The 18465-nt window shown below is 67.2% G+C and carries 18 protein-coding genes; 1 reads left to right on the top strand and 17 read right to left on the bottom strand.

The features are described from left to right. Positions 1–31: 31 nt before the first annotated feature. The 7 genes from CBI38_RS01805 to CBI38_RS01775 are packed head-to-tail and all read right to left on the bottom strand — an operon-like array spanning position 32 to position 6718. Positions 32–739, bottom strand: a complete 708-nt coding sequence (locus CBI38_RS01805) for a class II aldolase/adducin family protein (protein WP_109325907.1) — start codon at positions 737–739, stop codon at positions 32–34. Continuing rightward, entirely contained in the window at positions 736–1890 is a 1155-nt protein-coding gene (locus CBI38_RS01800; protein ID WP_109325906.1) for an LLM class flavin-dependent oxidoreductase, read from the bottom strand. The genes CBI38_RS01805 and CBI38_RS01800 overlap by 4 nt, the downstream gene beginning before the upstream one ends. Further along, on the bottom strand, positions 1887–2987 hold the full coding sequence (locus CBI38_RS01795) for an LLM class flavin-dependent oxidoreductase (RefSeq protein ID WP_109325898.1): 1101 nt from the start codon (positions 2985–2987) through the stop codon (positions 1887–1889). Before CBI38_RS01795 ends, CBI38_RS01800 begins: the two co-directional genes overlap by 4 nt. Further along, on the bottom strand, positions 2984–4027 hold the full coding sequence (locus tag CBI38_RS01790) for an ABC transporter substrate-binding protein (protein ID WP_109325896.1): 1044 nt from the start codon (positions 4025–4027) through the stop codon (positions 2984–2986). The genes CBI38_RS01795 and CBI38_RS01790 overlap by 4 nt, the downstream gene beginning before the upstream one ends. After that, positions 4024–4830: an ABC transporter ATP-binding protein gene (locus CBI38_RS01785; RefSeq protein ID WP_109334792.1), complete on the bottom strand. Its 807-nt coding sequence runs from the start codon at positions 4828–4830 to the stop codon at positions 4024–4026. The genes CBI38_RS01790 and CBI38_RS01785 overlap by 4 nt, the downstream gene beginning before the upstream one ends. Continuing rightward, entirely contained in the window at positions 4827–5678 is an 852-nt protein-coding gene (locus CBI38_RS01780; protein ID WP_109334793.1) for an ABC transporter permease, read from the bottom strand. Before CBI38_RS01780 ends, CBI38_RS01785 begins: the two co-directional genes overlap by 4 nt. Before the next feature lie 5 nt (positions 5679–5683). Continuing rightward, positions 5684–6718 (bottom strand): NrtA/SsuA/CpmA family ABC transporter substrate-binding protein, encoded by a 1035-nt coding sequence (locus CBI38_RS01775; protein ID WP_109325895.1) that lies wholly within the window; start codon positions 6716–6718, stop codon positions 5684–5686. Positions 6719–6956: 238 nt separating this feature from the next. Here CBI38_RS01775 and CBI38_RS01770 point away from each other — a divergent pair, with 238 nt between their 5' ends. Continuing rightward, positions 6957–7706: an IclR family transcriptional regulator gene (locus tag CBI38_RS01770; protein WP_109325894.1), complete on the top strand. Its 750-nt coding sequence runs from the start codon at positions 6957–6959 to the stop codon at positions 7704–7706. Between the two features lie 27 nt (positions 7707–7733). Here the strand turns inward: CBI38_RS01770 and CBI38_RS01765 are convergent, their stop codons facing one another. The 10 genes from CBI38_RS01765 to CBI38_RS01720 form a co-directional block, all read right to left on the bottom strand. After that, the gene (locus tag CBI38_RS01765) at positions 7734–8882 is read right to left on the bottom strand and encodes an MBL fold metallo-hydrolase (protein ID WP_109325882.1); all 1149 of its coding nucleotides are present in this window, start codon (positions 8880–8882) and stop codon (positions 7734–7736) included. Continuing rightward, entirely contained in the window at positions 8883–10013 is a 1131-nt protein-coding gene (locus CBI38_RS01760) for an FAD-dependent monooxygenase (protein WP_109325881.1), read from the bottom strand. Then, entirely contained in the window at positions 10010–11659 is a 1650-nt protein-coding gene (locus CBI38_RS01755; protein WP_109325880.1) for a thiamine pyrophosphate-binding protein, read from the bottom strand. Before CBI38_RS01755 ends, CBI38_RS01760 begins: the two co-directional genes overlap by 4 nt. Further along, the gene (locus CBI38_RS01750) at positions 11652–12434 is read right to left on the bottom strand and encodes an SDR family oxidoreductase (protein ID WP_109325879.1); all 783 of its coding nucleotides are present in this window, start codon (positions 12432–12434) and stop codon (positions 11652–11654) included. The genes CBI38_RS01755 and CBI38_RS01750 overlap by 8 nt, the downstream gene beginning before the upstream one ends. A gap of 16 nt (positions 12435–12450) precedes the next feature. Further along, entirely contained in the window at positions 12451–13200 is a 750-nt protein-coding gene (locus CBI38_RS01745) for a 3-oxoacyl-ACP reductase family protein (protein ID WP_109325878.1), read from the bottom strand. A 2-nt stretch (positions 13201–13202) separates the two neighbouring features. Beyond that, on the bottom strand, positions 13203–13709 hold the full coding sequence (locus tag CBI38_RS01740) for a cupin domain-containing protein (RefSeq protein ID WP_109325877.1): 507 nt from the start codon (positions 13707–13709) through the stop codon (positions 13203–13205). Between the two features lie 14 nt (positions 13710–13723). After that, positions 13724–14506, bottom strand: a complete 783-nt coding sequence (locus CBI38_RS01735; RefSeq protein ID WP_109325876.1) for an alpha/beta fold hydrolase — start codon at positions 14504–14506, stop codon at positions 13724–13726. Beyond that, entirely contained in the window at positions 14503–15432 is a 930-nt protein-coding gene (locus CBI38_RS01730; protein WP_109325875.1) for a VOC family protein, read from the bottom strand. The genes CBI38_RS01735 and CBI38_RS01730 overlap by 4 nt, the downstream gene beginning before the upstream one ends. 105 nt (positions 15433–15537) lie before the next feature. After that, positions 15538–17046 (bottom strand): aldehyde dehydrogenase, encoded by a 1509-nt coding sequence (locus CBI38_RS01725; RefSeq protein WP_109325874.1) that lies wholly within the window; start codon positions 17044–17046, stop codon positions 15538–15540. Further along, complete coding sequence (locus CBI38_RS01720; protein WP_109325873.1) at positions 17043–18425, bottom strand: MFS transporter; 1383 nt, start codon at positions 18423–18425, stop codon at positions 17043–17045. Before CBI38_RS01720 ends, CBI38_RS01725 begins: the two co-directional genes overlap by 4 nt. Between the last annotated feature and the right edge of the window lie 40 nt (positions 18426–18465).

The raw sequence follows: 18465 nt of genomic DNA, 5'->3' as shown, positions 1-18465 counted from the left end.
TGTTCTGTTCGATTTGGGGAAGGTGAGGACATCAGAGGAGGCCGCGCCGGCGGGCCTCGTCGGCGAGCCCCGAGCGTCCCCACTGCACGGCGAGGTTCGAGGGGTCGAATTCGACCGAACCGCCGAGAGATTCGGCGATTGCCTGGAATTGTGCGCCTTCTTCGAGGAGAACGACGAATTTTGCGAGCTCGAGCAGGCCGTTGCGGCCGATCACGTTGACACCGCCGTTGGCCTCGAAGATGGCCACGAGGTCCGGGTCGTCCTGCAGGCGCTCGAGGATGAAGTCGCCCGCCGACTGCGAACGATCGATGTGCGGCGGAATCTCCCGCGAGAGCGTCAGTCGCTGTGACGCGGCGTACCGGATCGGCAAGGTGCGGTGGGTTTGCGCCCAGCCGCCGAGCCACGGTGTGTGGATGTGGACGACGCTGGTGATCTCGGGATGCTGCCGGAAGACGGCGGCGTAGCCGGTGACGAATCCGGCAGAACCGTTACCCGACAGCACGTCACCGTCGAAGGTCGCCACGACCGGTGACACGTGGGGATCATCAGCCCACGGGCCGGGATCGTTCAGCGCGACGGCGATCTCGGTGCCCGGGACCCGTTCGACGAAATTGACGGTGCCGTTGGCCGACACGGTACCGGTGCTCCGGAATACGGCGAAAGCCTTGTCCGCGGCGCGCCTCGCTGCCTCCACGAAGGTGGTGACCTCGGAGTTCACGCGATGCTCGGTTGTAGTCATGGTGTGTCCTGTCCGAAAATGGGAAGTGGTTGGCGTTGCAGGAGGGGAAGAACTTCTTCACCGACGCGGTATGCCTCCTCGAGGTGAGGGTTGCCGGCCAGGATGAAGGCGTCCACGCCGAGCTCACGCAGTTCGTCGAGACGTTCGGCGACCTGTTCGTAGCTGCCGACCAGTCCGAAGGCCGGGCCGCCGCGGATGAGGCTGAACCCACACCACACGTTCGGCTGAACTTCGAGATCGCGGTACCCGGTGATGTGTTCGGGCACCCACCCCTTGATACGGGCCGCACCGACGGAATCACCCTGCGCCGCACGGTCGGCGGCACCCTTGTCGACGAACGCCCAGCCCTTCTCGATCTCGGCCCAGGCGGCCTCCTCGGTGTGACGAGCGACGACGTCGATGCGCACCGCGAACTTCGGTGTGCGGCCGAGCTTCGCGGAATGCTCACGCACACCGTCGAACTTGGCTCGCAGGTCGGCGTACGGCTCGAGCCAGGAGAGGTAGTAGTCCGCGTGCCGTCCCGCGGCAGCCACCGCGGCGCCGGAGGAACCGGAGAAGTACACCTCGGGAAACGGTTGACCGGCGAGGCCGGGTGGCAGGGCGGCGCCTTCCGTGCGGAAGAAGCGGCCGTCGAAATCGAACGGACGTCCGTCCCACACGCCCCGGAGCACGTCGAGGAACTCCGAGGTCCGGGTGTAGCGGTCGTCGTGATCGACCTTGTCACCCCACCACAATTGCGGGGCGCCGCCACCGCCGCTGATGATGTTGTAGACCAGTCGCCCACCGGTGGCCCGCTGCAGGCTCGCCGACATCCTCGCCGCTTGCAGGGGGTGGAGGAAACCGGGCTGGAAGGCGACCATGAAACGGTACGTGGTGGTCTCGGCGGCCAGCGCGGCCGCTGTGGCCCACGGATCGTCCGTCATGGGGAACGACGGCAGCAGCCCGCCGAGAAAGCCGGCAGACTCGGACGCCTTCGCCACGGCCGCCATGTGGTCGATGTACCCGTAGCCGTCGAGTTCACCGTTCCGAATCGCCGGCGCGATGTTGCCGGGACCGTATCCGCCCGCATCGCCACGGTTGTAGCGACGCGGCGTGCGCAGTGACGCGTGGTCGCCCTCCATGCCTATGCGCCAGTAGAAGTCGATACTCATGCGTGTACCTCCTGACCGGCGAGGGTGCGTCCGGCGGGGTCGACGAGATGGAGCAGGTGTTCGCCCGCACGGTGAAGTTCCTCGATGTGTGGTCGGCCGGTGAGGACGAAGCCGTCGATATCCCGGAACGACGACAACTCGCGGGCCACGTCCTCATAGCTGCCGATCAGGCCGATGGGCTGGTCGTAGCCGAGGCGGTCGAACCCCGACCACTGGGAGTTCTCGCGTGCGAGAGCGCGGCTGTCGCCGCTCACACCGTCCGGGTGCGCCTCCCGCCACAGCCGCTCGACGCGCGCCCACGCCTCGTCCGTCGTCTCACGCGCAATGATCGGCAGCCGCAACAGCTTTCGCACCGACCTGCCCTGCTCGAGTGCACGGTCGGCCAGGGTGCGCGCGGACGTCTCGTACCCGGTGTCGGTCAGCATGAATTGGTGGACGTCACCGTGCTTGGCAGACAACCTCACAGCCTCGTCCGAATTCCCGGTGAGGTGTACGACGGGGAAGGGAAGCCCGGAGAGGATGCCGCGGAATCCGCCGTCGATCACGTCGTAGTGGTTTCCGGCGAAGTCGTATCCGGTGCCGCCGAATCCGCCCGGAAGGACCTCGCTGTCATTCCACACACCGCGAGCCACGGTCAGGAACTCGTCCGCACGCGCGTACCGGTTCCGACCCGTCACCCGGTCGCCGCGAGCGCGGGCGTCGGCCGGGTCGGTCCCGACCTTCAGTCGCCACTCGAGCCGTCCACCGGAAAGCCTCTGCAGGGTCGCGGACATCTTCGCCGCGTACACCGGAGTGCCGAAGGCGGGATGGAATTCGACCGCGACCCGCGCGTGCCGGGTCTGCCGCAGTGCCGCCGCGGCCACCACCCAGGATTCTTCACCCGACGGGTCGTAGGGAGCGATCACTCCGTCGACTCCCGACAATTCCGCGGCGTGGATCACCTGGGCGAGTTCGTCGAAGGGGCCGAGCTTGCCCGGACGAGGATCGGTGGCGACCGTCACCGGACGATCGGCCCCGAACCCGCCACGAGTGTTCAGCCCGGATGCGACCCGGCGCCCGTCACCGCGGGACGGTAACTCCCAGTAGAAGTCCGTCACGTCGTGGGCTCCTTCTCCGCGGCGAGCTGCGCGTTGGCCTGCTCGAGGGGTTCGCGCGACACCCAGGATTCGAGGTCGAAATCCCTGGCGAGGAAGCCGTGGGCGTACAGGAACTGTTTCTGGACGCCGAGAAGGTCGACCCGCTCCTCGGACAGGTTCAGGTGGAGCCCTTCGTGGAAGTTCTCGCCGTACGCCGCGACGACGCCTTCCGGTCCGGACTGTGTCTCGGTCTGGAAGACGGCACGTACCTGTTCCACGTTCGCCGCCGCCCAGTCCGCGGCACGCAGGCTCTCGGCGAGGAAGCCGATCACGATGTCGGGGCGGTGTTCGAGGAGGTCGGCGTGCACGGTGACCGGGCGTGGGGTGCCATTGTTCACCCGATCCCGCAGCGTGGCAGTGGAATCGAGGTCGACCGCGACGACCAGCCCGTGCTGCCGAGCCACGTCCTGGGCGCGGGCGCCCTTGACGTACACGGCATCGACATCACCCGCCAGCAGCGACTCGATGCCCCAGGTGGTGTTGCGGTCGGGATTGGCGGTGCGCACCTGCGGAGCCGCCGTCGTCGCAACCTCCACGAGCTTTACGTCTGCGAAGGAGAGCCCGCCGAGGCGCAGCGCGGAGGCGACGCCGTGCAGTGCCATCGCACGCGGGAAGCTCCGTGCCCGGTCGGCGGCCCAGGCGGGGATGCCGACGCGCAGCCCGGCCAGCTCGGCGGCCGCGCGGATACCGGACTCCGGGCGCACGAGAATCGCCTGCGCCTCGTCGATCCAGGTGAGTCCGATCAGCCGGGTCGGTGAACCTTCGGCGCGTGCGGCGAGGGCCGGCACGTTGCCGCCTTCCCGGATGAGGCCCGGCAGTCGGTGATCGAAATGTCGCACGGCCAGTTCGGGACCAGCGTCCTGCAGGACACCGAATTCGACTCCGGCGGCGTCCGCGGTCCGGCCGAGCCAGCCGAGATTGTTCGCGAGGCCGCTCGCCGTGGGTACCGGGCAGCGGGTGTACCAGAGGGTGTCGAGCGCAGTTCCGGTCGTCACAGTCATGAGTTGTCCTTATCTGGTGGGGAATGGCGTCCCACTCCCAGTTGGGCGAGGAAGGTCGCGCGGTAGCGGAGCGAGTCGGGATCGTTTCTGTCCCGCGGACGCGGGAGGTCGATGTCGACGTCCACCGCGAAGCCGCCGTTGTCGAGGATCAGTACCCGGTCGGCCAAGCGCACCGCTTCGTCGACGTCGTGCGTGACGAGCAGAACGGCCGGGCGGTGACGGGCCACCAGGTCGCCGACGAGGTCCTGCATCTGTAACCGGGTCAGCGCGTCGAGCGCGGCGAAGGGCTCGTCGAGTAGCAGCAGTTCTGGTTCGCGGACCAGGGCACGGGCGAGTGCGACCCGTTGCGCTTCGCCGCCGGACAGGGTGGCGGGCCAGGCTCGCTGTTTGTCGCCGAGATTGACTTCGGCCAGCGCACGCTGGGCGTTTTCGCGGGTGACGCGTGACCGACGTTGCCCGACCGACACATTCGCCAGGACACGCTTGGAGGGGATCAAGCGCGGTTCCTGGTACACCACCGTGCGTTGCCGCGGCACCAGAACGTCGCCGCTGTCCGGCGGCTCGAGTCCCGAGAGCAGTCGCAGGAGTGTCGTCTTGCCGGTACCGCTCGGGCCGAGCAGGACCACGAACTCGCCGCGGGTGATCTCGAGGTCGATTCCGGCGAGTACGTGCTTGTCGCCGAACGACTTCCGCACTCCCTTCAGCGACACGGCAAGTGGGGACCCGGCTCGTCGTTCCGCTGCGGTGGTGGCGGTGCGTTCGCGGGGGGCGAGCGGCGGCAACGGCGCCTCTGTGGTGTTCATCGGGTCACCGACAGTTGCCGCCACGGCATCGCGAACTTCTCGATCACCCGGACGACGGCGTCGAAGATCAACCCGAGAACCGCATACAACACGATGCACAGAACCATGTAGTCGGTGCGGTTGTATTCCTGCGCGAGGGTGACGAGGTACCCGATCCCTTCGCGGGTGCCCACCTGTTCGGCGGCGATGAGCCCGGTGATGCTGAGCGACAGGCAGATACGCAGCCCCATCAACACTCCTGGCAGTGCGGTCGGCAGGATTGCGCCGAACACCAGCCGCCCGCCGGTGAGCCCGAACCCGCGGGCGGCCTCGACCATCTTGCGGTCGACGCCGCGCACTCCGAGGTAGGTGTACGCGTACATCGGAGCAAGGGTTGCCACGGTGATGAGGACGACCTTGAACGTCTCGTCGATGCCGAACCACGCGATGAACAGCGGAACGAGCGCAAGGAACGGCACCGCCCGGTTGATCTGCATCGTGGAGTCGATGAGCTCCTCACCGAGTGCGGAGAGTCCGGACAGCACTCCGAGCACGAGCCCGATGACGACGCCGCAGCCCACACCCAGCGCCGCGCGTTGCAGCGACGCGATCCCGAAGTCGAGTAGCTGGCCCGACTCGTACAGCTCCGCGAAGGCCAGCCACACCGCAGGCGGTCCGGCGAGGATCTCGGGGCTGAGGATGCCGGTGGAAGACCCGATCCACCACCCGGCCACGAGCAGCGCGGGGACGAGGAATCGGAGGGGGATCGAGATCCACCGGGGCCGTTCCCGGGTGCGGCGATAGCGGGGTGTCTCCAGTGTCAGGGTTCCCGGCGCCGTGTCGCGCGCGGGTTCCGTCAGGGTCACCACCGAACTCACTTACCCTCGGCCGACGCGCTGTCGAGTGCGGCAGGGAGATCGAAGATGACGTCACTGCCCTTCAGCGGCCGCTGAATGACTCCGTTCTCGGCGAACAACGCCGCGATGGACTCCAGGTCGGCGGCATCGGCCGCCGTCGGGTACCGGAAGTTGGTGATGCGGCCGCCCAACTCGATCGCGTCGTCGAGTCGCTGACCCGACAGCGCCCGCGGCCCGGTCTTCTCGAACACGTTCTCGAATGACGCAGGATCCTGGCGCTGCTTCTCCGTGAGCTGCTGCGTCACTTCGAGGAACTTCGCGACCTCCTCGGGATGTTCCTCGAGCACCTCGGTACGGCCGGCGATGATGGTGCTGTCCACCGAGCCGATGCCCGCTTCGGTGACGATTTCGACCGCCCCCTTCGCCTTCGCCTCCTGGTACGGGATCAGGAACGACGCCCAGGCGTCGACCTGCCCGGTGGAGAACGCCGACGCGGCGTCGGCCTGCTGCAACGGCACCCGCTCGACGGAGTCGATAGGAACACCCGCCTGGGTCAGCGCCTTCAGGGTGATGTACTCGCCCTTACCGGCGGGGTTCACCGCGATCCGCTTCCCGGCGAGATCCGCGACCGTCCTGATCCCGGATTCGGGCCGGGCGATGATGCCTGCCTGATCCTTGTTGTACGGGTCGGAGGTCGCGAAGATCCGCACCCCCACATCCTTGGACAGCGCCCCCACCACCGGGCTGTACGCGCCGGTCTGGATGTCGAGTTCACCGGTGTTGAAAAGTTTGAGGTTGGAACTGAATCCGGGTGTGGTCTTGACCCATTCGATCTTCGCACCGAGTGATGCAAGGGCATCGTCGTAGGTTCCGTCGCGCTTTCCGACAGCGATGGCGCCCGAGTTGCCCGGATCGAAGACCTTCAGAGTGACGTCCGCACCGGCACTGGCTCCTCCGGGCTCCTCGGAAGAACCACACGCCACCGCCAACCCGGCCAGCGGGATCATGGCGAGCGCGGCGGCGGCTCGTGGCAGTCGACGTAAGCGGGACATGTGGGGAACTCCTTCAACGGATGAATCGTCAGGTGTGACGACCGTTGACGCTATGTCCCCCGCCCCCGATTTCCTCCTGTTTGTTTTCTACAGATCGGAAACCTTGACAAGTCCCGGAAACCCAGTTCACCGGCGTGCGCTGGACATTCGGCACACGCGAGGCCCGCCGTTTTCCGGCAGGCGGAAAGTATGGTGCCTTCTGCCCGGGACGCCGTTCCGGCCGACGAAAGGACCTTTGGTGACCGACTCACGTGCTGTGGGAGTTCGGACGGTGTCGCGGGCCCTGACGATGCTCTCCTGTTTCGGTGGGGGTGAGGAGCTGGGCGTCTCGGAGATCGCCAAACGCCAGGACCTCGCAGTGAGCACCACCCATCGCCTGCTCCAGTCCCTGGTCGATGCCGGCTTCCTCGACAAGGATGCGACGTCGGGCCGGTACCGCCTGGGAAGTGCCCTGGCCGCGTACGGTCACATCTCTTACCGGCAGCACCGCATCTACCTGTCCGAGCCCTATCTCGAGCAGTTGGCGGCCACCACGGGGGCGTCCGCCTCACTGGCCATGCGGCACGGTCACGACGTCGTGCTCTTGGGCTTCAGCCGGTGGCGGGAAAGTGACGGGCATGTGCTGCAGGGTGTTCGGCTTCCCTTGCACGCCAGCGCCTTGGGCAAGGTGTTCCTCGCGTGGTCGGACACCGACGACGCCGAACTCGCCTCGCTACCGCGGACGGCCACCACGTCCCGCGCTATTACGGACGTCGCCGGAATTCGAGAGGAACTGCACCGCACCCGTGAGCGTGGCTACGGTTTCAACGACGAGGAGCTGACCCCCGACTTCCGCACCATAGGGTTGCCGATTCGCGACTCCGACGGAGTCGTCCGGTTCGCTCTCGGACTGCGCGGACCCACCGAACTCATGATCGACCAGCGCATACCGTTCTTCGTGGAACTCGCCCGCGTCACAGCCGGGGAAATCGCCGCCGTCCTGTTGTGAGAGGGCAGGGCGGCAGACAAGAATCGCTCAGCGACGCTGCCCCACGCCGACCTGCACCAGATCGTGCCCGACGGTCACGGTGCCGGAATACGTCGATGACACGCCGCTGGTCCATTGATCGTCGGTGACCTGACGGGGGTCGCCCGGTCCGATGTGCGACAGCACCACCTGGCGGACTCCTGCTTCGGCCGCGACACGTCCTACGTCCTGAGCGGTGGTGTGTGCGTGAATCATGTGCTCGACGAGGGCGGGACCGGAGGTGGCGGCGTAGAAATCGACGTCGATCACCTCGTGGACCAGGATGTCGGATCCCGTCGCGAGCCGAACGACGTTGGGTGACTTCGCGGTATCACCGGAGAACGTCACCGCTCCATCCTCCGTGTCGAAACGGTACGCGTACGACGGGAAGACGGGCCCGTGCGGGACCAGGGTCGCGGTGACACGCACCCGGTCGTCTTCGAATACGGGGAACGGCTCCATGTCCGGTGACGTGTTGTCGGCGGACGCCCCAGCCGACACCGGGGGCAGTACGTCGTGCAGGGCGAGCCGCTGCCCGTAGTCGGACTGCGCACCCTTCTCGGCATTGCGAATATTGATGTCGTAGGCGAACGCGTCGAGCACTCCGGAGAACAGCTGGGTCAGGCCAGGAGCCGGTGCACCGGGACTCTGGACGGGAATGCTCGCGCCACCACGCGGGACGGGCAGCTTTCCCGCCGACCCAGGGCCGTACACCGGCACGACGTTGCGGAAGGTGTACGACGGAGTGCCGCCCGGGAGCCAGAAGACGTTGAACAGGTCCGCAATGTGATCGCTGTGCATGTGTGTGATGAACACTCCACCCAGAGAATCCGCATCGATACCTGCCTGGATCAACTTTCGACTCGACCACGGACCCGCATCGATGAGATACGGTCTGTCGCCGACGACGAGCACGCTGGCTGTGCCGCTACGCCCGGGTACCGCAATGGGACCCGCCGCTGTTCCCAGCATAATTAGCTTCGTCGTGTATCCGTCGACGTCGCCGGACAGCTCGTAGGCGTCCGGTGGTGTCGCACCACTCGGCTGCGCGTCCGAGGTGTGTGACGCACAACTCGTCGCTGCGACGGCCGCCGCAGCCGAACCGAGCAGAGCCAGTGCACCGCGTCTGGAGATCTGGTGCCGTCGTGATGTTTCCATTCACGCTCCTGCCCGCATGGTGGCCGGCTCGAGCGGCACCCTCCAGGCGTCGTATTCGTAGACCCAGTCGCCGTTGCCTGCGACCTTCAGCCATTCGTTGGACCGGGAGCCGCGCTGGATGCGTGAGGTGCGCTGCAGGCGGGTGTGCTGGTAGGTCTGCAGCGCGACCGCGGGTTCGTCGAACATGCCGAGGCAGCGGGCCAGTACCACGGCGTCTTCGATGGCCATGCCGGCGCCCTGTGCCATGAATGGCATCATCGGATGTGCCGCGTCGCCGAGGAGCACCGAGGTTCCGTCCGTCCACGACTCCAGCGGGTCACGCACGTAGAGAGCCGATTTCAGGACGTCGTCGCAGGCGTCGAGCAGGGCTCGTGCGTCGGGGTGGAAGCCGCGGTAGAGGTCTTGCAGCTCCGTGACCGAACCCGGGGTGGTCCAGGATTCCTCGGTCCACTCCTCCTGACCGCAGGTGGCGAAGACGAAGATGTCCTTGCCTTGGTTGAGGGGGAAGGTGACGATCTGCGTCGACGAATCCGGCCCCCACCACTTGGTGAAGCAGTCGAGGTTCGGGAGTTCACCGACGCGTTCGGTGGGGACGACGGCACGGAAAGCCACGACTCCGGTGAACGTCGGTCGCTCCTGTCCGAGAAGAGCGGTCCGGACCGCGGAGTGGATACCGTCGGCACCCACGATCACATCTGCGGAAGCCTTACTGCCGTCAGTGAATTCGATCCGTCCGTCGCCGACGCCGCTGACCCGCCGGCCCATTTCCACGACGCCCGGGGGCAGCCGATTCTCGAGGGCAGTCATGAGGTCGCCGCGGTGCATCGTCAACTGCGGTGCACCGTACTGCTGTTCCGCTGTATCACCCATCGGTAGCCGCGAGGTTTCGACTCCGGTGTCCCAGGTTCGGCTGAGCCGGAACTGGGGCCGGGCCGCGGACTCGCGGATTTCTGCACCGACGCCCAGTCCGTCGAGTGCGCGGACCGCGTTCGGGGTGAGGTTGATGTCGGCGCCGACGCGCGCGAACTGCTTCGTCTGCTCGTACACGGTGACATCGAGACGGAGCTCGCGGAGAGCGATGGCCGTGGCCAATCCCCCGATTCCGCCACCGCACACTGCGACCGTGGTCATTTCGCATCCTTTCCGGGCACTGTGACGGGAGGCGTGAATGGCGCGGGCATGTCGCCGTACGCGGCGAGATCCACCTCGACGATCACCGGCGCCTGCCGCGAGACCGCGTCCGCGAGCACGGCATGGGCCTCTTCGGCACCGCCGATCCGCAGGTACGGCACCCCGATCGACTGGGCGAGCAGCGGGAAGTCGGGCGTGACGAGGTCGACCGCGTAGGTGTCGTCACCCCCGCCCTTCTGCATGTTGCGGAGCACGCCGTAGCCGCCGTCGTTGAACACGAGCAGCACCAGCCACGGCTTCTCCTGCGCCATGGTGAGGATCTCGCCGAAGTGGACGGCCAGGCCGCCGTCGCCGACGAGCGCCAGGGTGGGCCGGGTTTCGTCGGCCAATGCGGAACCGATGGCCATGCCCAGACCCTGCCCGATGCCACCGCCGCGGGGGAAGACGTTGGACTTGGGGTCGAACATCGGCAGCAGCCGGTTGCCCCAGGAACTCGACGCAATGGTGACGTCACGGGCGATGACGGAATCCTGCGGGAACGCGGCACGCACTGCGTCGCACAGCACGGCGTGATCGCCGAGTCCGGCGCGCTGCTTGCTGCGGACGAGTTCGCGGGTGGTGCGGGCACGTTCGGTCCAGGCGGCGTCGACCGGAGCCAGATCGGTGAGTGCCCGAAGGAACGTTCCGATCTCGGCGGTTACCCCGGCCTGTGCGGGGTACACGCGGCCGAGCGCGGCGGCATCGACGTCCACCTGCACGTGCACGGCGGGAACGGGCATGGAGTAGTCGCCGGTCTCGTTGGACCGGAAGTGGGTTCCCAGCGACAGCAGCAGGTCGGCGTCCTGGAGGAGTTCCCGGCCCACCGGCGTGTTGCCGTAGTTGCCGATGCACAGTGGATGGTCCTCGGGCACGGCGCCGCGCCCGGAGTTGCTGGTGAGCAACGGGACTCCCCACAGCTCCACCAGCTCGGTCAGCTCGGCACCGACTCGTGCGACACCGCCGCCGGCCCAGATGACGGGGCGCTCGGCCGCAGCCAACAACGACCGTGCCGCGGCGAGTTCGTCGGCGTCGGGGGTCCGGACGCTCTCCGACACCTGCTCGACCACGTCGATGTCGTGCTCGGCGTACTGGAGGTCGATCGGCCACTCGATGCTCGCCGGTCCGCCGGGCGTTGCCAGAGCCTGGGCGACCGCCTCCCGCAGCGTCTTTCCCGCACTGTCGGTGTCGAGGATGGTGGCGGCATGCTTCGACGTCGCCGTCAGCATCCCCAGCTGATCCTTGGTCTCGTGGATGAATCCGCGACCCGAGCCGAGGTACCGGCTCTCGACGTTGCCCGTCACATGCAGCACCGACGTACCGGCACTGAGCGATTCGATCAGCGAGCCGGCCGCGTTGCCAGCACCGGTGCCGGTGCTCGTGAGGGCGCAGCCGAGTCCGCCTGTGGCCCGGGCATACCCGTCGGCCGCGCTGACCGCGGTGGCCTCGTGCCGGACCGGCACGAACCGCAGGTGCTTGCTGACCGCCTGCACCAGGGGCTGATTGTGGACGCTCACGATGCCGAACACGGTGTCGACACCGGCCTCGCGCAGCACCTGGACGAGCAGGTCGCCGCCATTTCCTACGGACATGGTGTTCCTCTCAGACATAACGGGCGACGCCTCCGCAGACGTCGAGGCTGGTGCCCGTCACATAGGACGAGCGGGGAGACAGCAGGGTCACGATCATGGCCGCCACCTCGTCGGCGCGGCCGAACCGGCCGAGTCCGATGCCGCGGTCCTGGGCGATCTCCGCCTCCCATTCGGCGAAGGTGGCGTCGGTGCCGGATTCCTCGTAGCGGCGCCGCCACTGGCCGGTGTCGACCAGTCCCAACGACACCGAGTTGACGCGGATGCCGTCGGCCGCGAGTTCCAGCGACAGCGACTTGCTGAGGTTCAGCAGTCCGGCCCGGGCGGCGCTGGTGGTGACCAGCCGCGGCTCGGGCTGCCGCGCGAGCACCGCCGAGATGTTGACGATGGCCGCGGCGTCGGACTTGCGCAGCAGTGGCAGGGCGGCCTCGACGGTGTTGAGGACGCTGGAGAACTTGAGGTCGAGTTCGTCGCGCCAGTCGTCGAGGGTCGCCTCACCGCGCGGGACCATGCGGGACTTGCCTGCGTTGTTGACCAGACCGTCGAGGCCGCCGAACCGCTCGACCCCCGCCTCGACGAGTGCGGCGACCGCGGCCGGGTCCCGCACGTCACAGGACGCGGTGAGAACGCGGTCGCTGCCGGGCAGCGGTGCGATGACGGAGTCGAGCCGGTCGCGGTCGCGCGCGCAGGTGACGACGTTGGCACCCTCCTCGAGCAGCATCGCGACGGTGGCGAGCCCGACTCCCGAGCTTCCGCCGGTCACCAGGTAGGTGCGGTCTTTCAGTTGCAGGTCCACGACGTGGTCCCCTTCTCTAGTGCAGGACGAATCCGCCGTTGACGACGAGTTGCTGACCGGTGATGTACGACGCCTCGGGCCCCATCAGGAACGCGACGGCGCCGACCAGATCGGACGGTTGCTGCGGCCGCTCGAGTGCCCGGTTGAGGCGGTACAGCTCGTGCCGGTGCTCCGGAACCTTCTGCGCCGATTCGCTTTCGGTCAGACCGGGCGAGACGGTGTTGACGGTGATGCCGTGCGGGCCGAGGTCGCGTGACATGGCCCGGGTGAGGGCGGCCACCCCACCCTTGGAGGCGATGTAGTGCGCAAGACGGGGTGAGCCGTACAGGGCGGCGTCGGAGCCGATGGTGACGACTCGTCCGCCTCCGTTCCCGATGATGGCGGGAATGATCGCCCTGCTCACGAGGAAGGTGCCGCGCAGGTTGACGCCCAGCACCTTGTCCCACTCGTCGATGTCGAGTTCGTGAATCGGTTTGCCGCCCACTCCATCCGCGAGGGCCGCGTTGTTGACGAGCCCGTACAGAGGGCCACCGGAGGTCACGGTGGCGGCCATTGCGGAGACGGCTTCGGCGTCGCACAGATCGACGTGGACGAACTGTGCCTTCACGCCGTCGGCGCGCAGGCTCTCCACCGCCGACTCTCCCCAGTCTTCGCGAATGTCGGCGAGCCACAGATCGGCGCCGTCCTCACCGAGCCGGCGGGCGATGGCCAGACCGAGGCCGCGCCCGGCACCGGTGACGACGATGGATTTCCCGTCGAGATTCACGATCAGTCCCGTGTCACACCGTGCATGGCCGACGTCTCGGGGTACGTCGGGATCTGCGGCTTCTGCGCGCCGATGATGACGCAGAACAGGGCGTCCTTGTCGCCATTATTCTTCAAGCTGCGCGGAACCCCGGCCGGGACGACGATCATGTCTCGGTAGCCGAGGGTGCGCTTCTCCACCTTGCCGTCGCGGTGAACACCGACCTCCACCTCGCCCTCGAGGACGAAGAAGGCTTCCTCGGCGTCGTGGTGGGTGTGCTCGGGACCCTCGGCGCCAGGGGGAAGGAGCATGTTGGAGAAGGTGAATCCGCGCGACGGGATGGTCCGGTTGTCGTTGTCGTGGTTCCCGGTGGCTCCGGAACCGACGTAGCGGATCTGTGCGCGCTTGAACTGGTCACCGGCCTTGGCCTGGAAGCCCAGGGTGTCCCAGTCCTCGTGGCGGGAGCCACGGGTCAGGATCAGCGAATCGGTGAATTCCTTCAGGTCGGCGGTGCCGTAGTCGAGTGTCATGTCGTGCTCCTTCTCTAGAGGTGGTTGCGTAGGCGTTCGGTGATGAAAATGAAGGACTCGACCCAGGCGTTGAACGCGTCCGGTCGCTCCTGGTTCGCGAGATGTCCTGCACCCCTGACGGTCACGAAAACGGCGCCCGGAATACCGCCCGCCAGCACCTGGCTCGCAGGAATTCCCGTCACGGTGTCCTCGTCTCCACTCAGGACCAGGGTCGGGATGTCGATCTTCGCGAGGTCGGCGGTGTGATCGGTGGCTGCCATGGAGTCGGCGGCGTACCCGTAGCCGGGGAGCCGGATCGACGCGGCCATGATCGCCGTGGCCTTCGCGGTCAGTTCGGCGCCGGCCGTTCCGGACAACAGGCGTGGGGCGCGTTCCCCCGCAAAGGCTTCGGCGCCTTGCTGAGCAAGCGTTGCAGCCCGGGTCCGCATCCGGCCGGCAGTCTCGCCGTCGGCCCCCGAACCGACGGTCGAACTGCCGAGCAGGAGGCTTCGCACGAGGTCGGGATGACGCAGGGCGATGCGGGTCGCGATCACCCCGCCCCACGACATACCCAGGACGTGTGCCCCAGCATCACCGCAGCGGTCGCGGATCACGTCGGCCGCTGCGTCGGCGTAGTCGTCGAGGTCGAACGGACGGCCCGGGTCCTCGCTGCGGCCGTACCCGGGAGCGTCCCAGGCCAGCAGTCGCAGCGAGTCCGACAGTTCGTCGAACTGCGGTGCGAAACTGTCTGCACTGCCACCGATGCCGTGCAGCATCAGCAGTGCGGGGCCGGAACCGGATTCGACGACGTGCGTCACGACGCCCGCCCGAGGTCGAACCGCTCGAACGCGCCGGGGTCGGGGATGCCGGCCATGTGGTCGCGGACCTGCTTGGACGGCGGGCCCGCGGTGCCCCACAGGTCGGAGAGTTCGGGCACCCGTCGCCACACCTTGCACAGCCACCGGTCCTCGTCGACCTGCGCGATGCCGGAGGTGTACTCGCACACCAGCCCCGCCGGGTCGGCGAAGTACGAGAAGGTGTTGTCGCCGGGGCCATGCTTGCCGGGACCCCACAGCGGCACGGTGCCGTGGTGCCGAAGCCGCCCGATGCCGCGCATGAAGTGGTCGACGGTGGGCATCTCGTAGGCGACGTGATTCACCGACGTCCACTCGGCCTGGTTGAACGCGATGCTGTGATGGTCGGTGTTGCAGCGAAGGAACGCCATCTGGTGCTCGGACCAGTCGGAGACCCGCATGCCCAGGACGTCGCAGTAGAACTTCACCGCGGCGTCGATGTCGACGGTGTTGAGGACGACGTGCGTGACGCCCACCGGGACGGCGTCCTCCCGGCCGAGCTTCGGGACCGCCAGCGCATCGGCGAGCAGCTCGACGACGCGACCTTCGGGGTCGACGAGGCTCACACCGTATCCACCACCGAGGTCGTCGACGGGGCCCGGCCCGCTGACGATCGGCACACCCCAGGACTCGAGTCGGCGGGCGGCCTCGTCGACCTCTGCGGGTGTGGCGACTGCGAAGGTGATGCGGCCGAGGCCGTTCCGCTCGGCCTGGGTGAGCTGCAGCGCGTGGTGGTGCTCACCGGTTCCCCGCAGCCAGGCACCGGTCGCACCCTGATCGACAACACGAAGGCCCCAGACCTCCGAATAGAACTCGGTGGATTCCGTGCTGGCTTGCGTCCGCAGCTCCACGGAGCGCAGGCACCGCAGCCGGGCTATGGGTTGATTCATCGCGTGCCTCCAGTTGCTTAGGTCTCAATATCTTAGCGCTAAAGTATTGGGCCGTACAGAGCTGGTGGGAGATTTTTCTGTACGCCCTATCTACGAGCGGGTCGCTCAATCAGCCCACGGGTTGGGTTCTTCGTCGAGGCCCCAGTAGATGCTCTTCTGCCGCGAGTAGGCGGCGATACCGCTGCGCCCCTTCTCGACTCCCAGCCCGCTTTCCTTGACGCCGCCGAACGGCGTGGAGATGCTGAACTGTTTGTAGGTGTTGATCCACACCGTCCCGGCCTGTAGTCGGCGGGCGAGTTTCCAGGCCCGGCGATAGTCGCCGGTCCAGATTCCCGACGCCAGCCCGAACACCGAATCATTAGCCTGTGCCACCAGATCGGCCTCACCGTCGAACGGCAGGACCACCAGCACCGGCCCGAAAATCTCCTCCTGACACGTGCGTGACGTGTTGGGGAGCCCGTCGATGATCGTCGGCAGGTAGTACGCGCCGTCGCGGAGCCGTTCGTCGTCGGGGATCGCCCCGCCGCACAGCACTCGTCCGCCCTCTTCGCGAGCGAGGTCGACGTATGCGGCGACGCTGTCGCGGTGCTTGCGGTGCACCATCGGTCCCACCTGGGTGTCGGGGTCACGGCTGGGACCGAGTCGCAGTCGCTGCGTCTTGGCCACCAGTTTCGCGAGGAACTCCTCGTAGATCCGGCGGTCGACGAACAACCGGGATCCGGCGATGCAGCTCTGCCCGGTCGACGAGAAGATCCCGTACATCACGCCGTTGACCGCCGCGTCGATGTCGGCGTCGTCCAGCACGATGGTCGGCGACTTACCGCCCAGCTCGAGCGAGACGGGCATCAACTTCTCGGCCGCGGCATGGGCAATGGCGCGGCCGGTGTTGGTGCCGCCGGTGAACGTCACTTTCCCGACACCGGGGTGGTGGACGATCGCGTCACCGACCACCGAGCCCTTCCCCGGGAGCACCGACAGCAGTCCGGCGGGCAGGCCGGTCTCGTCGAGAATTCGAGCCAGTTCCAGCGACACCAGCGGTGTCCACTCGGCGGGCTTGAGGACGACGGCGTTGCCCGCGGCGAGGGCGGGCGCGATCTTCTGGGCGTCGCTGGCCACCGGCGAGTTCCAGGGCGCGATGGCACCGATCACGCCGATGGGTTCGTGGACGCTCATCGTGAGGTAGTTGCCGCGCGGCGTGGTCAGGTCTTCGTCGGCGGTCTCGAGGACCGCAGCGAAGTACCGGAACGTACCCGCGGCACTGCCGACCAGCGCAGTGGTTTCCGCGACGGTCTTGCCCGTGTTGTAGCTCTGCAACAGTGCCAGCCGGGATGTGTTCGCCTCGATCGCGTCGGCGATGCGGTGCAGGAACTTCGCCCGCTGATGCGGCAGCAGGCTGCGCCAGGCTGGGTCCTCGGCGGCGGCGCGACCCCGACGGACCGCCTCGTCGACGTCGGTGGTCGTCGCCTGGTGCACGACCTGCAGGACCTCGCCGGTGGACGGGTCGGTGACCTCGAAGGCCGGCCCGGTCCCCTGCCGCCAAGTTCCGCCGACGAAGATGCGATCGGCGATCGGAGCGAACGGCAGCGTCGCTTCACGGAAGTCGAGAGCGGTCACTGTGAAATCTCCTCGAGGGTCTTCTCGCGGGTTTCGACGGCGAAGAAGCCGACCACGAGGGCACCGATCAGGGCCACGGCCGCGAACATTCCGAAGACCATGGTGAGGGAGCCGCCGCCGCCGAGGATGGCGCCGACGACCAGCGGTCCGACGATGATGCCGAGGCGACCGCTTGCGCCGCCGATGGCGCAGCCGATGGCCCGCATCCGGGTGGGATACAGCTCGGCGGTGTAGACGTACAGCGCCATGTTGACGGCGAAGACGAACAGGGCGGATCCGGCAGACCAGAACAGCACCTTGGTTGCGGTGTCCGCACCGGTCGCGGCCAGCAGGAACAGCAGCGACGAGCACAGGACCATCGATGCGGTGATGCAGATGCGGCGTCCGAGGTTGTCGATGAGGAACGCGACGAGGACACAGCCGAGCAGACCGGCGACGCTGGTGACAATGCTGTAATGCAGCGCCGTGTCGACGCTGACGTCGAACGCGGAGTGGTAGAGCGACGGCAGCCAGGAGGCGATGCCGTAATTGACGAAGTAGGCGCATCCCCAGATCGCGGCGAGCATCAGCGTGCGGCGCAGGTAGACGCCCTGGAAAGCTTCGATGAACCGGCCGCGGCGGACGTCGACCGCGACAGCGGGCAGCGGTTGCGGGGTAGGCAGAGTCTTGCCGTACCTGTCGGTGATCTCACGTTCGATCTGCGTCATCGCCTTGTTCGCGTCTTCGAAGCGTCCGCGGGAGGCCAGCCAGCGCGGCGATTCCGGGAGTTTCCACAGCAACGGCAGCAGAAGGATGGGCAGCGCGCCGAGGGCGAACAGGATCTTGTAGCCGAAGTTCGGCACCACCCAGGCCGACACGACGGCCGACATGACGAGGCCGACGGGGAAGATGACCTCGTAGAGGAGGACGAAGCGTCCTCGTTTGTGGGCCTTGGTGATCTCGCCGATGTAGCTTGCAGCCACCGGGACTTCGGCGCCGAGGCCGATACCCTGCACGAATCGGAAGACGAGGAACAGCATCAGGCTGTCGGTGAACGCCATCCCGAGACTCATCACCGCATACAGGGCGAGTGAGGCGATGATGACGTTGAGGCGTCCGACGCGGTCGGCGAACCAGCCGCCGGCGAGTGCGCCGACCAGCATGCCGATACCGCCGATCGCGATGACCCAGGCGATCGAGGACGGAGTGAGGTTCCACTTGGGAGTGAGAACGGGAAGCGAGTAGGCGATCATCAGCTGGTCGAATCCGTCGAAGAACGTGACGGCTCCGACGATGACGCGCGCCTTGATGTGCCACCTGCTCATGGGCAGGCGTTCGAGGCGGGCGCTGATCATCTCAGCTGTGGCAGCCATGGCGGGCGATACCGTCGTCATGAGCATCCTCAGGGTTGTGTCGAGGCATTTACTTAAGCCCTCAAAG

Origin of the sequence: Rhodococcus oxybenzonivorans, assembly GCF_003130705.1 — a bacterium.
Taxonomy (GTDB): Bacteria; Actinomycetota; Actinomycetes; order Mycobacteriales; family Mycobacteriaceae; genus Rhodococcus_F; species Rhodococcus_F oxybenzonivorans.
This window is presented reverse-complemented; position numbering and strand designations above follow the sequence as displayed.

Bases quoted from the DNA above. Each gene is read 5' to 3' on its own strand.
- CBI38_RS01765 (WP_109325882.1), bottom strand. From the start codon at position 8,882: ATGGAAACATCACGACGGCACCAGATCTCCAGACGCGGTGCACTGGCT.
- CBI38_RS01755 (WP_109325880.1), bottom strand. From the start codon at position 11,659: ATGTCTGAGAGGAACACCATGTCCGTAGGAAATGGCGGCGACCTGCTC.
- CBI38_RS01730 (WP_109325875.1), bottom strand. From the start codon at position 15,432: ATGAATCAACCCATAGCCCGGCTGCGGTGCCTGCGCTCCGTGGAGCTG.
- CBI38_RS01760 (WP_109325881.1), bottom strand. From the start codon at position 10,013: ATGACCACGGTCGCAGTGTGCGGTGGCGGAATCGGGGGATTGGCCACG.
- CBI38_RS01775 (WP_109325895.1), bottom strand. From the start codon at position 6,718: ATGTCCCGCTTACGTCGACTGCCACGAGCCGCCGCCGCGCTCGCCATG.
- CBI38_RS01720 (WP_109325873.1), bottom strand. From the start codon at position 18,425: ATGCTCATGACGACGGTATCGCCCGCCATGGCTGCCACAGCTGAGATG.
- CBI38_RS01800 (WP_109325906.1), bottom strand. From the start codon at position 1,890: ATGAGTATCGACTTCTACTGGCGCATAGGCATGGAGGGCGACCACGCG.
- CBI38_RS01785 (WP_109334792.1), bottom strand. From the start codon at position 4,830: ATGAACACCACAGAGGCGCCGTTGCCGCCGCTCGCCCCCCGCGAACGC.
- CBI38_RS01790 (WP_109325896.1), bottom strand. From the start codon at position 4,027: ATGACTGTGACGACCGGAACTGCGCTCGACACCCTCTGGTACACCCGC.
- CBI38_RS01740 (WP_109325877.1), bottom strand. From the start codon at position 13,709: ATGACACTCGACTACGGCACCGCCGACCTGAAGGAATTCACCGATTCG.
- CBI38_RS01805 (WP_109325907.1), bottom strand. From the start codon at position 739: ATGACTACAACCGAGCATCGCGTGAACTCCGAGGTCACCACCTTCGTG.